Source organism: Methylorubrum aminovorans, from assembly GCF_022179725.1.
Classification (GTDB): Bacteria; Pseudomonadota; Alphaproteobacteria; order Rhizobiales; family Beijerinckiaceae; genus Methylobacterium; species Methylobacterium aminovorans.
On record NZ_BPRC01000011.1, the window covers coordinates 78,844 to 92,304 of the forward strand.

General features: G+C 67.7%; 11 protein-coding genes. 6 read left to right on the forward strand and 5 right to left on the reverse strand.

The genetic code is table 11. The features are described from left to right. Nucleotides 1-68 precede the first annotated feature (68 nt). The 4 genes from atpD to MFF24_RS16170 form a co-directional block, all read right to left on the reverse strand. Nucleotides 69-1,520: a F0F1 ATP synthase subunit beta gene (gene atpD, locus MFF24_RS16155; RefSeq protein ID WP_108939454.1), complete on the reverse strand. Its 1,452-nt coding sequence runs from the start codon at nt 1,518-1,520 to the stop codon at nt 69-71. Nucleotides 1,521-1,545: 25 nt separating this feature from the next. Then, nucleotides 1,546-2,436: a F0F1 ATP synthase subunit gamma gene (locus MFF24_RS16160; protein WP_166058903.1), complete on the reverse strand. Its 891-nt coding sequence runs from the start codon at nt 2,434-2,436 to the stop codon at nt 1,546-1,548. A 189-nt stretch (nt 2,437-2,625) separates the two neighbouring features. Continuing rightward, on the reverse strand, nt 2,626-4,155 hold the full coding sequence (gene atpA / locus MFF24_RS16165; RefSeq protein ID WP_108939456.1) for a F0F1 ATP synthase subunit alpha: 1,530 nt from the start codon (nt 4,153-4,155) through the stop codon (nt 2,626-2,628). Between the two features lie 70 nt (nt 4,156-4,225). Further along, a complete protein-coding gene (locus MFF24_RS16170) occupies nt 4,226-4,795 on the reverse strand; it encodes a F0F1 ATP synthase subunit delta (protein WP_238225582.1) in 570 nt (189 codons plus the stop codon). A gap of 222 nt (nt 4,796-5,017) precedes the next feature. On the opposite strand from MFF24_RS16170, the gene MFF24_RS16175 reads away from it, so the two are divergent. Beyond that, complete coding sequence (locus tag MFF24_RS16175; RefSeq protein WP_238225584.1) at nt 5,018-5,239, forward strand: hypothetical protein; 222 nt, start codon at nt 5,018-5,020, stop codon at nt 5,237-5,239. An 11-nt stretch (nt 5,240-5,250) separates the two neighbouring features. Here MFF24_RS16175 and hemH read toward each other — a convergent pair whose 3' ends face one another. Further along, nucleotides 5,251-6,321, reverse strand: a complete 1,071-nt coding sequence (gene hemH / locus MFF24_RS16180) for a ferrochelatase (RefSeq protein WP_133087961.1) — start codon at nt 6,319-6,321, stop codon at nt 5,251-5,253. A gap of 196 nt (nt 6,322-6,517) precedes the next feature. On the opposite strand from hemH, the gene MFF24_RS16185 reads away from it, so the two are divergent. The 5 genes from MFF24_RS16185 to MFF24_RS16205 all read left to right on the forward strand — a co-directional run bounded on the left by MFF24_RS16185 (nt 6,518) and on the right by MFF24_RS16205 (nt 13,389). Further along, a complete protein-coding gene (locus MFF24_RS16185) occupies nt 6,518-7,489 on the forward strand; it encodes a class I SAM-dependent methyltransferase (protein ID WP_133087962.1) in 972 nt (323 codons plus the stop codon). A gap of 7 nt (nt 7,490-7,496) precedes the next feature. Continuing rightward, nucleotides 7,497-8,999 (forward strand): bifunctional metallophosphatase/5'-nucleotidase, encoded by a 1,503-nt coding sequence (locus tag MFF24_RS16190; protein ID WP_238225586.1) that lies wholly within the window; start codon nt 7,497-7,499, stop codon nt 8,997-8,999. A 10-nt stretch (nt 9,000-9,009) separates the two neighbouring features. Then, complete coding sequence (locus MFF24_RS16195) at nt 9,010-9,708, forward strand: uracil-DNA glycosylase (RefSeq protein WP_238225588.1); 699 nt, start codon at nt 9,010-9,012, stop codon at nt 9,706-9,708. A 445-nt stretch (nt 9,709-10,153) separates the two neighbouring features. After that, nucleotides 10,154-11,389, forward strand: a complete 1,236-nt coding sequence (locus MFF24_RS16200) for an HlyD family secretion protein (RefSeq protein WP_108939462.1) — start codon at nt 10,154-10,156, stop codon at nt 11,387-11,389. Then, the gene (locus MFF24_RS16205; protein ID WP_238225590.1) at nt 11,371-13,389 is read left to right on the forward strand and encodes a glycosyltransferase family 2 protein; all 2,019 of its coding nucleotides are present in this window, start codon (nt 11,371-11,373) and stop codon (nt 13,387-13,389) included. The genes MFF24_RS16200 and MFF24_RS16205 overlap by 19 nt, the downstream gene beginning before the upstream one ends. Nucleotides 13,390-13,461 lie beyond the last annotated feature (72 nt).

Here is a 13,461-nt window from a genome sequence, read left to right on the forward strand (position 1 = left end):
CCGCGAGAGGTTGAGCGGTGCGCGGACCGGATCGGTTCCGCGCACCGGGTTGGAAGCGTCGGCCGTTGTTAGGCGGCGAGCTTCTTGGCCTTCTCCTGGGCCTCCTCGATGGAGCCGACCATGTAGAAGGCGGCCTCCGGCAGGTCGTCGTACTTGCCCTCGACCAGGCCCTTGAAGCCCTTGATCGTGTCCTCGAGCGCGACGAGCTTGCCCGGCGAGCCGGTGAACACCTCGGCGACGTGGAACGGCTGGCTGAGGAAGCGCTCGATCTTGCGGGCGCGGGCGACGGTCAGCTTGTCCTCTTCCGAGAGCTCGTCCATGCCCAGGATCGCGATGATGTCCTGGAGCGACTTGTAGCGCTGCAGGGTCTGCTGGACGCGGCGGGCCACGTCGTAGTGCTCCTCACCGAGGATCGCCGGCGAGAGCATGCGCGAGGTCGAGTCGAGCGGGTCCACTGCCGGGTAGATGCCCTTCTCGGCGATCGAGCGGGAGAGCACGGTCGTGGCGTCGAGGTGGGCGAAGGAGGCGGCGGGCGCCGGGTCGGTCAGGTCGTCGGCCGGCACGTAGATCGCCTGCACCGAGGTGATCGAGCCCTTGGTCGTGGTGGTGATGCGCTCCTGCAGGGCGCCCATGTCGGTGGCCAGCGTCGGCTGGTAGCCCACAGCGGAGGGGATGCGGCCGAGAAGCGCCGACACCTCGGAGCCCGCCTGCGTGAAGCGGAAGATGTTGTCGACGAAGAACAGCACGTCCTGGCCCTCATCGCGGAACTGCTCGGCGATGGTCAGGCCGGTGAGCGCCACGCGGGAGCGGGCGCCGGGCGACTCGTTCATCTGGCCGTAGACCAGCGCGCACTTGGAGCCCTCGGCCGAGCCGTTGTTCTCCTTGGGGTTCTTGTTGACGTTGGACTCGATCATCTCGTGGTAGAGATCGTTGCCCTCACGGGTCCGCTCGCCGACGCCGGCGAACACCGAGTAGCCCGAGTGGGCCTTCGCGATGTTGTTGATCAGCTCCATGATCAGCACGGTCTTGCCGACGCCCGCGCCGCCGAACAGGCCGATCTTGCCGCCCTTGGCGTAGGGGGCGAGCAGGTCCACCACCTTGATGCCGGTGACGAGGATCTGCGCCTCGGTCGACTGCTCGTCGTAGGACGGCGCCGGCTGGTGGATGGCGCGCAGGGTATCGGACACGATCGGGCCGGCCTCGTCGATCGGCTCGCCGATGACGTTCATGATGCGGCCGAGCGTGTTGTGGCCGACCGGCACCCGGATCGGCGCGCCGGTGTCGGAGACCTCCTGGCCGCGCACGAGGCCTTCCGAGGTGTCCATGGCGATGCAGCGAACCGTGTTCTCGCCGAGCTGCTGCGCCACCTCGAGCACGAGGCGGTTGCCCTGGTTCTTGGTCTCGAGCGCGTTCAGGATCTCCGGCAGGTAGCCGTCGAACTGCACGTCGACCACGGGGCCGATGACCTGGGTGATGCGGCCCTTGGAGTTGGAGGCCGTGGGGGAAGCGGTGTTCGCCATTGCGATGATTCCTCTTATGCGGCGGTCAGAGCGCTTCCGCGCCCGAAATGATCTCGATGAGTTCCTTGGTGATCATGGCCTGACGCGTGCGGTTGTAGACCAGCGTCTGCTTCTTGATCATCTCGCCCGCGTTGCGGGTCGCGGAATCCATGGCGCTCATGCGCGCGCCCTGCTCCGAGGCGGCGTTTTCCAGGAGCGCCCGGAAGACCTGGACGGTGAGGTTCTTCGGCAGCAGCGTCTCGAGGATGGTCTCCTCGTTCGGCTCGAACTCCATCGCCGCGTCCGATCCGGCGGCCTTGGCGGCGGCCGCGTCGGTCTGCGGTAGCTCGGCCGGGATGATCCGCTGCGCCGTCGGGATCTGCGAGATCACCGAACGGAACTCGGAGTAGAACAGGGTCGCCACGTCGAACTCGCCGGCCTCGAAGCGATTGAGGATGTCGTCAGCGATCTCGGCGGCGAAGGGATAGTCGACCGGCTTGTTGCCGCGGATGTCGCGCGAGGCGATGATCTGGTCGCGGAACTGGCGGCGCAGGATGTCGAGGCCCTTCTTGCCGACCGTGATGATCTTCACGGTCTTGCCCTCGGCCATGAGCCGGTTGGCGTGGTCACGGGCCAGACGCGCGATCGACGAGTTGAACGCGCCGGCGAGGCCCCGGTCGCCGGTGCAGACGACGAGCAGGTGGACCCGGTCCTGGCCCGTGCCGGAGAGCAGGCGCGGAGCGCCGACGCCGCCGATCAGGTTGCCGGCGAGGTTGCCGAGCACCAGAGCCATCTTCTCGGCGTAGGGGCGGCCGTTCTCGGCGGCGTTCTGGGCGCGCCGCAGCTTGGCGGCGGCGACCATCTGCATCGCCTTGGTGATCTTCTGCGTCGCCTTCACCGAGGTGATGCGGTTGCGCAGATCCTTCAAACTCGGCATCGGCGGATTTCCAGATCGCTCGCGGACGTCTCGGCGACGGCCGCTTCCCGGAAAGCGGCCGTCTGGCGTTGCTCTTCTAGAGCCCCCGGCCTGATCGCATCATGCCGAGGGCTCTAGCCCTTTGTTTTGACGCGCATTCTGACGCCGAACCGGCGGCCACGTCGTCGGAATGCGCTCCGATCGACCGCCTTACGCGAACGACTTGGCGATGTTCTCGATCACGCCCTTGAGCGTGTTGGCATTGGCGTCCGACAGGTCCTTGGAGTCGCGCACCGAATCGAGCCAGTCCTGATGCTTCGAGCGGAGCGTGCTCAGGAGCTGGTCCTCGAAGGGACGGACCTTCGCGACCGGCAGCTTGTCGAGGTAGCCGTTGACGCCGGCGTAGATCACCGCGACCTGCTCTTCCATCTTCAGCGGCGAGAATTGCGGCTGCTTCAGGAGCTCGGTCAGGCGGGCGCCGCGATTCAGCAGGCGCTGGGTCGAGGCGTCGAGGTCGGAGCCGAACTGGGCGAAGGCCGCCATCTCGCGGTACTGCGCCAGCTCGCCCTTGATCTTGCCGGCGACCTTTTTCATCGCCTTGGTCTGGGCCGAGGAGCCGACGCGCGAGACCGAGAGGCCGACGTTCACCGCCGGGCGGACGCCCTGGTAGAACAGGTCGGTCTCAAGGAAGATCTGGCCATCGGTGATCGAGATCACGTTGGTCGGGATGTAGGCCGAGACGTCGTTGGCCTGGGTCTCGATCACGGGCAGCGCGGTCAGCGAGCCCTTGCCGGCGGCGTCGCCCATCTTGGCGGCGCGCTCGAGCAGGCGCGAGTGGAGGTAGAACACGTCGCCCGGATAGGCCTCGCGGCCCGGCGGGCGGCGCAGGAGCAGCGACATCTGGCGGTAGGCCACCGCCTGCTTGGAGAGGTCGTCATACACGATCACGGCGTGCATGCCGTTGTCGCGGAAATACTCGCCCATGGCGCAGCCGGCGAACGGCGCGATGAACTGCATCGGCGCGGCGTCCGAGGCGGTGGCGGCGATGACGATGGAGTATTCCATCGCGCCCTGGTCCTCGAGGACCTTCACGAACTGGGCGACGGTGGAGCGCTTCTGGCCGATGGCGACGTAGACGCAGTAGAGCTTGGCGTTCTCGTCGGTGCCCGAATGGGCCGGCTTCTGGTTGAGGATGGTGTCGAGCGCGATCGCGGTCTTGCCGGTCTGGCGGTCGCCGATGATCAGCTCGCGCTGGCCGCGGCCGACGGGGATCAGGGCATCGATCGCCTTGAGGCCGGTGGCCATCGGCTCGTGCACGGACTTGCGCGGGATGATGCCCGGCGCCTTCACGTCGACGCGGCGGCGCTCGGTCGACTGGATCGGGCCCTTACCGTCGATCGGGTTGCCGAGGCCGTCGACCACGCGGCCGAGCAGGCCCTTGCCGACCGGCACGTCCACGATGGCGCCGGTGCGCTTGACGGTCTGGCCTTCCTTGATCTCGCGGTCGGAGCCGAAGATCACGACGCCGACATTGTCCTGCTCGAGGTTGAGGGCCATGCCGCGCACGCCCGACTCGAACTCGACCATCTCACCGGCCTGGACGTTGTCGAGTCCGTAGACGCGGGCGATGCCGTCGCCGACGGCGAGCACCTGCCCGACTTCCGTCACCTCGGCCTCCTGGCCGAAATTCTTGATCTGCTCTTTCAGGATCGCGGAGATCTCGGCGGCGCGGATGTCCATCGTCGGGCCTCTTTAAAGGTCGGGTGCGTGTCTGTTCGGGTGTCGGGTCGGTCGCGAGGGGTCAGGCCCCTCAGCGGGCTTCCCGCATGGCGAGACGGATGCTGTTGAGCTTGGTCCGGAGCGAGGCATCGACCATGCGCGAGCCGATCTTGACGACGATGCCGCCGATCAGGCTCGGGTCGATGTGGAGGTCGAGATCGACCTCGGACTTGGCGACGTCGCGCAGCGAGGCCTTGATCTCCTCGATCACGGCGTCGGAGGGCTTTTCCGCGACGCGGACCTCGGCACGGACGATGCCCTTGGCCTCGCGCACCTGCTCACGATAGGCGCGGATCATGCCCGGCAGGGCGAAGAGGCGGCGATTGGCGGCCGCGAGCTTGATGAAGTTGGCGGCCAGCCCCGAGATGCCCGCTCGCTCAAGCAGGGCGCCGACGGCAGCCGTCTGCTCCGAGGTCGAGTAGGCCGGGCTCTTCACGAGGCGGCGGAGATCCGCGCTCTCGCGATAGAGCGCGTCGAACGCATCGAGGTTCTTGGCAACGTCGTCGACCTGACCCTCGTCGCGGGCCAGCTCGTACAGGGCCAAAGCATAGCGGCCCGCCACACCAGCCAGCAGGGGACCCTCGGAACCGTTCTGCGCCACCCGTCGCTCTCTCTTATCCTTGCCCGCCGGTCCTTCTCGCCCGCCCGATCCGGCGGTGGCTCAAAGTCCGTGGGGATTGGAATTGCACCGGGCTCGGAAGGCCTTGAACGGTCTCCCCGCGGCGCGGCTGTCGCCTAGCATGCGATCCAGGGGGGCGCAAGGCAACGTTAGGGCCATGGTTGAGCGGATTGAGAGGGTCCCGTTTCCCGGAGCGGTGGCAAGATGGGGCGAAGTCCCCTCTCACTCATCATTCCGAGCCGCTGGTCGGCGGACCCGGACCCGAAGGCCCGCGCCGGAGACGTGCAGGCCACGACCAGCCTCGACGCCATGGCTCGGCCGCGCATCACGGATGGATTCCGGGTTCCGCCGCGCGGCCCCGGAATGACGACGCGGATTGCGAGCGGCCGGCGCCGCGGCCGCGTCAATCAGGATGCAGGCTTCTGAGCCGGAAACGCTCAGATCCAGCCCTGCAATTCCCGCCGCACAACGTGCTCGATCACCCGCATGCCGAGGTCGGAATCGTTGAGGCAGGGGATGAAGGCATATTTCTCGCCGCCGTTCTCCTCGAAATAGTGGCGGTTCTCGCCGTCGAGTTCCTCCAGCGTCTCCAGGCAGTCGGCAGTGAAGCCCGGCGCCACGATCGCCATGCGCTTGACGCCGGATTTCGCCAGCGCCTGCACGGTCTCGTCGGTATAGGGCTTGAGCCATTCCTCGTTGCCGAAGCGCGACTGGAACGTCACCCGCATCTGCTCGGGGGTGTAGCCCATCGCCTCGCGGATCAGCCGGCCGGTCTTGAGGCACTGACAATGGTAGGGATCGCCCTTGAGCAGGTAGCTCTTCGGCACGCCGTGGAAGGAGGTCAGGATCACCTCCGGCTCGAAGTCCAGCTTGGCCAGCCCCTCGCGGATCGAATCCGCCATGGCTTGGATGTAGACGGGGTCGTCGTGATAGGGCGGCGAGACCCGCACCGTCGGCTGCCATCGCATCTGCATCAGCGCCTTGAAGGCCTGGTCGCAGGCAGTGGCCGAGGTCGCGGCCGCGTATTGCGGATAGAGCGGCACGAGCAGGATTCGGTCGCAGCCCTGGTCCAGCAGCGCCTGGATGCGAAGGCTCACCTCGGGCTTGCCGTAGCGCATCGCCCAATCGACCACGACGGAATCGCCCATCGCCGCCTGCAGCTTCTCGCACTGGCCGCGGGTGATGGTCTTGAGCGGACCCTCGTCGCGCTCGTTGTTCCAGATGCTGGCGTAGTCGCGGCCCTTCGGCCCCGGCCGCTTGGTCAGGATGATGAGGTTGAGGAGCGGCCACCAGATCAGCCGCGGCACCTCGATCACCCGGCGGTCGGAGAGGAATTCCTTGAGATAGCGGCGCATCGGCCAGTAGCTCGTGCCCTCGGGGGTGCCGAGATTCATCAAGAGCACGCCGACGCGGCCGGTCTTCACCGCCGGGTGATCGGGCGGCAGCGCGGTGGGCGCGACCCGCACGGGGTTGCGCAGAAGGGTTTCGGGTTCGACGCGTTCGTTCATCGGATTTCCGGTCACGGGCGTCCCGCCTTCCTCAACGCGGCCTCAATGCGGCAAGCGATCCGGTTGTGCGGGCCGGCCGTTCGATCTAGAGCAGGCGGCTTTCCAAGGCCAAGATTCTCCGAAGTTCCGCTCGGAGCGTCCGGCCTTTATCTTGCGCAAACCCTTTGCCCGAAATCGCTCCGGAGGCCAGCGCGACATGCCGTCCCCCCGCTACTTCCTGAAGCACTTCGTGCCGTTTACCGGCTACCCCTACGAGGGGGCGCCGGCCGCGTGCAACCTGTGCGGATGCCGCGACGCCGTCACCGTGGCCGAGACCGACCGGCGGCTCAAGACCCTGCGCTCGATCGCCTGCACCCAGTGCGGCCTGATCCGCACCGACCCGATGCCGACGCCGGACGAGCTGGCCGAGTATTACGCGAGCGCCTACCGCGCCGATTACCAGCTCGCCTTTGCCGGCGGCCCGCCGCGCCACCACCTCAACCGCTCCGCCCGCGAGGCGAAGTTCCGCGCCGACCTGCTGGCGCCGAAGCTGAAGGCGGGCGCGCAACTGCTCGATTTCGGCTCAGGGTCGGGCGAGTTCCTGGCGGAAGCCAAGAGCCGCGGCTGCGAGGTGATCGGCGTCGAGCCGGGCCGCGACTACGCGACCTATGCCCGGACCCATCACGGCGTCGAGGTGCTCGACGAGGCCGAGGATCCGAACCGCTTCCCCGCCGGCCATTTCGACGTGATCTCGACGCACCACGTGCTCGAGCACCTGCGCAACCCGGCCGAGACGATGGAGCGGCTGGCCCGCTGGCTGAAGCCCGACGGCATCCTCTACGCCGCGGTGCCGAATATGGCTGCCACCGGCAAGCCGCCGCACGAGCGCTTCCACTTCGCTCATGTCCACGGCTACGTGCGCGAAACCTTCGACCTTCTCGCCCGCCGCGCCGGCCTCGTGCCGCATACCGAGTACTGGCGCGAGGACACCACGGTGGTCTACCGCAAGACCGACGCGCCCGCCGTGCCGCTGACGAATCCGGGGCTCGCCGACCGGCTCGCCGTCGATCTGAAGCCGATGTCGGCGGGGCTCTACTTCGCCTCGGGCGCCTGGATCTGGCCGGCGCTGCGGCGCAACGCCAAGGCGGTGCGGGACGGGATGGCCAAAGACGGGGTCGCCAAGCGCTGAGCCGGTGATGCGCCCGACCCGTCGGCAGACCGTCGCCGGGCTCGGCGCCAGCGTCTTTGCAGCCGGCACCGGGGCGGCGCTCGCGGGCACGCCGACCTTCACCCTGCTCCTCGTCAACGACATCTACGCGATGGAGGCGGTGGAGGGGCGCGGCGGCTTCGCCCGGCTCAACGCGGTGGTGAGGGCCGAGCGCGCCCGCGGCGTGCCGCTGCTCTACGCCCATGCCGGTGACAGCTTCTCGCCCTCGCTGATGTCGGGCTTCGACCGGGGCGCGCATATCGTCGAACTCCTGAACCTGGCGCCGCCCGACGTGTTCGTGCCGGGAAACCACGAGTTCGATTTCGGGCCAGCCGTCTTCGCCGAGCGCCGGAACGAAGCCCGCTTCCCGTTCCTCGCCGCCAACCTGCGCGGGCCGGACGGCGAACGACTGCCCGGTCTCGAGGATGCGCGGCTGATCGAACTCGGCGGCATCCGCGTCGGCCTCGTGGGCATCGCCCTGCAATCGACGCCGGAAAAATCGCAATCGGGAAATCTGCGTTTCGGCCCCGAGATCGAGACGCTGGCCCGCGAGGCGGACACCTTGCGCAAGACCGGCGCGCAGATGATCGTCGGCATCGCCCACACGGCGCGGGTGACCGACGACGCGATCGTGCGGGCGCGCCTCGTCGACATCCTGCTCTCGGGCCACGACCACGACCTCTGCGTCCGCGACGACGGGCAGGCGGTGCTGGTCGAATCGAGCCACGACGCCCACTACGTCACGGCCATCGACGTCTTCGTCACGCCGCGAGCCGACGGATCGGTGCGCTGGCGCGCCGCCTTCCGCATCCACGACACCGCCGAGGTGACCTCCGATCCGGAGACGGAGGCCGTGGTGCGGCGGCTCGCGGGCGAGCTGTCGCGGGAGCTCGACGTCGTGCTCGGCACGACGGAGGGGCCGCTCGACAGCCGCATCGCCACGGTGCGGGCGCGGGAGGCGAGCTTCGGCGATCTCGTCGCCGACGCGGTGCGGGCGGGCACGGGCGCCGAGATCGGCCTGATGAACGGGGGCGGCATCCGCGGCGATCGGCTCTATCCGGCCGGCGCAAGCCTCACCCGGCGCGACATTCTCAGCGAACTACCCTTCGGCAACACCACCGTGCTCGTGGCGATCGACGGGGCGACCCTGCGGGAAGCCCTGGAAAACGGGTATCGCGATCTCGGCCGCACCTCGGGCCGGTTCCTGCAGGTCTCGGGGATCGACGTGACCCTGGACCCGAAGGCTCCGCCCGGCCGGCGCGTCGTCTCGGCGACGGTGGGCGGGGCGTCCCTCGACGAGGCCCGCACCTACCGCGTGGCGGCCAACGATTTCATGCTGGGCGGCGGCAACGATTACGGGATGCTGGCCAAGGGCCGCGTCCTGATCGGTGGCACCGATGGGACCCTGCTGGCGAACACGGTGATGGCCTATATCCGCGCCCACGCACCGCTCCCGGCCGAGACCGGGGGACGGATTCGGGTTCTGCCATAGGGGATTTCGCGTGACCGGACCCGTCGAAGCCGCGCTCGAAGCGTTCCGCGCCAGCGGCTCCCCCTGGCTCGACCTGCCGTTCTTCCGAGAGGGCGCGGCGGACCGGGTCGCGCAAAAGGTCGATGCCCGCGTCGCCACCGGGGCGACGGTTCTGCCGGAGCCCGCGGCGATCTTCCGGGCGCTGACGCTGACGCCCCTGCCCGCGGTGAAAGCGGTGATCCTCGGCCAGGACCCCTATCCGACGCCGGGCGACGCCAACGGGCTCGCCTTCTCCTATGTCGGCCCGCGCCGCCTGCCGGCCTCGCTCAAGGTGATCCTGGCCGAACTGGTCCCCGAGGGGAAGACGCCCGACCTCTCCAGCGGCGACCTCACGCCCTGGGCGGAACGCGGCGTGCTGCTCCTGAATTCGGCGCTCACGACGGAGGCCGGCAAATCCGGGGCGCATCTGCGACTCGGCTGGGCGCAGCTCACCGACGAGGCGGTGGCCGCCGTCTCCGCCCGCGCCGAGCCGGCGGTGTTCCTGCTCTGGGGCGCCCAGGCCCGCGCCCGCGAGGGGCTGATCGACACGCGCCGCCACGGCATCGTCGCCTCGGGCCACCCCTCGCCGCTCAACCGCGCGCGGGATTTTCCGGGATCGCGCCCGTTCGACCGGGCGAATGCGTGGCTCGAAGCGCAGGGTCGCGCGCCGATCGACTGGCGGCTGCGTTAGGGCTGAACCCATCTCTTCGCGACGATGCAGGGGCCCGCTTCGGAACCTGCTTGGACCGCCGGAGTCCCCCTTGCGGGCCATCCGATCCGGGCCTTCGGGTGGACCGAACAGGCCGGAAGCGGGTCCTCTCCCTCGCGGCTGAGGGAGCCGCTGAGCGGAGCATCGCAAGATCCTGGATAGATCGCGACAGGCAACCGTCCGTGCCCGCCGGTCCGGCAGAGCGCGCTCGAACAAGGCCCTCCGGCGGCCAGCGCCGGAGGTCGCGCCTTCACCCGTAAAAACGCAGCAACATCGTTAAGAAAAATGCAACCATCGTGCGATTCCAAGGATCCGCCATGGCATTCCAAGCGTTTTCGCGGTTAATCATGAAGCAACTCATTTCACTTGCTTGAGCTAAATGCCTGAGCCAACAAGGCGCCGCGACGCCGTTTCAGGATGATGTGGCATGTTTTGGAACACGCGTGCTGTTCGCATTCTTGTTGGTCTGGCACTTCTAGCCACAGCCATCGTCGTGATGCTGCCGGGACTCACGGGTTATACTAGCCTCGATGGCACCGTGAACGCGCGCTTCGCCGTGCTGTCGGCACCGATCGAGGGGGTCGTGTCCGATACGCCCCCCAAGGTGGGGACGGCGCTTCCCGAGGATGCGGAGATCTTCCAGATCACGAACGATCGCATCGCCCGCACGGCGGAGGCGCAGCTCGATGCGGATCTCGGTGCGGCGCGCGAGCGCCTGAAGGCCCTGGAGGGGCAAATCGGTCAGCTCACCGCCCTCAAGAAGGAGCTCGCCGGGCGCCTCGGCGACTATCAGAAGGCGAGCCTGCAGAGCATCCAGCAGGAGATCATCATCCGCCAGCAGCGGATCAGCACGGCTCAGGCCAACCGTGTCTCCGCCGAGGCCGACCTCAGCCGCAAGCAGACGCTCGGTGCGACCGGCGTGGTCGCCAACAGCTCGGTCGAGGCGGCGAGGGCTGCGGCGGTCGCCTCAGGCAACGAGGGCACGATCGCCAAGGCCGAACTCGACCGCCTGCATCAGCAGCTCGACGCCCTGAAGCGCGGCACCTTCGTGGGCGAGGGCCGCAACGATGTTCCGTACTCGCAGCAACGGGGCGACGAGGTGGCGATCCAGCTCGCCAACGTCGAGGCGCAGGCCAAGATCGAACGGGCGCGGGTGCAGCTCCTGGAAAAGCAGCTTCTGATCGAGCGCGCCCGCAACGACAGGCTGTCGAGCGCCTCCATCCGGCTCCCGTTTCGCGGCGTGATCTGGCGCAACAACGTCGTCGGCGGCTCGAACGTGGTCGTCGGCAACGAGCTGACCCGCCTGCTCGACTGCCGGGACCTGTTCGTCGACATCCTGCTCGACGAGGTCGATTACGACCAGATCAAACCGGGCGATCCCGCGGAAGTGCGCCTTCTCGGAACCTCGGACGTGATCGCCGGACGCGTGAACTCCGTGCGCGGGTCGAGTGCGGCGGTGGAGGAGGTGACGCTCGCAGCCGTCCCGCCGAGAAGCAAGGGCAAGAATGCCCGCGTCCGGCTCATCCTCGATCAGAACGCGATGCAGACCGACTACGAGAACTTCTGCCATGTCGGACGCACCGTCCAAGTCCGGTTCGCGCGGTCCGCGGCCACCCTTCCATTCGTCAATTGGGTGAAGAGCCTGTGGTTCAGTATCTCCTAGAGCTGGACCTCGCTCCTCTCGCGCCGACCTGCCTCGTCGGAGCTTTCTTCTACATCTTCGCGACGAACTGGCCGCGGCAGAAGACCTGGGCACGGAGCATCGCCTGCGCCTTCGTTCTCGCGGTGGCGGTGCGTTATCTCCTCTGGCGCTTCTTTCACACCGTGCTGCCGCATCCCGCCGACGGCAGCTTTGCCTTCATCTGGACTTGGGCGGTGTTCTGCGTGGAACTCGGCGCCTTCGCCGACATCCTGCTCTTCCTCGTGGTGATGAGCCGCTCGGTCGATCGGAGTGCCGAGGCGAGCCGGCTGGAGCAGGCCTTTTTCGCGCGTCCGGAATCGGAATTGCCGACGGTCGACGTCTTCATCCCGACCTACAACGAGCCGCTCGACGTTCTGGAACGGACCATCGTCGGAGCGCTCGCACTCGATTACCCGCGGGACAAGTTCAAGGTCTACGTCCTCGACGACAAGCGGCGCGATTGGCTGAAGACGTATTGCGAGGAGAAGGGCGCGATCCACGTCACCCGGCCGGACAATTCCCACGCCAAGGCCGGCAACATGAACAACGGCCTCAAGGTCTCCACGGGCGATTTCGTCGCGATCTTCGACGCCGATTTCGTGCCCTACCGCAACTTCCTGCGCCGCACGCTGCCCTTCTTCACCGACCCGACGATCGGCATCGTTCAGACCCCGCAGCACTTCTTCAACAAGGATCCGGTCCAGTCGAATCTCTCGCTCGAAAAGGTCTGGCCCGACGAGCAGCGGCTGTTCTTCGACGAGATGGCCGCGAGCCGCGATGCCTGGGACGTGAGCTTCTGCTGCGGCTCCTGCTCGATCGCCCGGCGCGCCGCGCTCGACGTGATCGGCGGGTTTCCCCACGACTCGATCACCGAGGATCTGCTCACGACGCTGGCCATGCTCAACAAGGGCTACAAGACCCGCTACCTCAACGAGCGCCTGTCGATGGGCCTCGCGGCGGAGAACCTGAAGGGATACTTCGTTCAGCGGGGCCGCTGGTGCCGCGGCGGCATCCAGACGATCTACCTGCATAACGGCCCCCTGCGCGGGCCGGGCCTGAACCTGTTCCAGCGGGCGATGTTCCTGCCGCTGTCGTGGCTGATGCAATACACGACGCGGTTCGTGATTCTCGTGGTCCCGGCCGTCTACCTCTGGACCGGCGCGGCACCACTCTACTTCACCGGCTCGCAGGACATCGTCTTCTATCAGCTGCCCGTGCTCACGGCCTACTTCCTGCTGATGGGATGGCTGACGCCGACGCGCTACCTGCCGCTGGTATCGAGTGCGGTGGGCACCTTCGCGACCTTCCGCATGCTCCCCGTGGTGATCTCCAGCGTGATCAAGCCGTTCGGCGTGCCGTTTCGCGTGACGCCGAAGGGCAGCGGCAACGAGGAGAACGCCTTCGACGCCTACACCTTCTTCTCGATCGCCTTCTGGATCGCCGTCACGGCGCTCGGCCTCGTCATCAACATCGTGCCGGAATGGTCGCGCATCGGCGAGGGCGAGTTCTCGCTCGTCTCGGCCTACTGGGCGGCCCTCAACATCCTCGTTCTGCTGGTGGCGGCCCTGATCTGTTTCGAGAAGTCGCGCCCGCTCCTCGACAGTTTCGCGACCGACGAGCCGGCCCGAATCGTCGTCGCGGACCGGACCCTGGATGCGCGGATCGTCAGCCTGTCGCTCGACCGGGGTGTCGCGTCGTTCCCGACAGATCCCGGCCTGCGCCCCGGTGACCGGATCCGGATCGAGATGGAGCACTTCCCCCACCTTGACGCCACGGTCGAGGACGTGACGCCCGGCCGGCGTCGCAAACCGGCCTGCCTCCGCTTCTCCTACGCTCTCGCAGGCGAACGCCGCGACGCGATGATCGTCAGACTCTACACGGGCCAGTACTCGCAGGATATCGACGACATCGACAAGTCAGCCATTGCCCACGGCCTGTGGCACCGCCTTTTCGGGCGAGGCGGAACCTATGGTCCGGCCTGAGCCGACCTTCGCTTAGGCGACACCGAAGCCCCTGACGGCCGGGATCAGCGCGAGGCCGAGTGTCGACTGAAA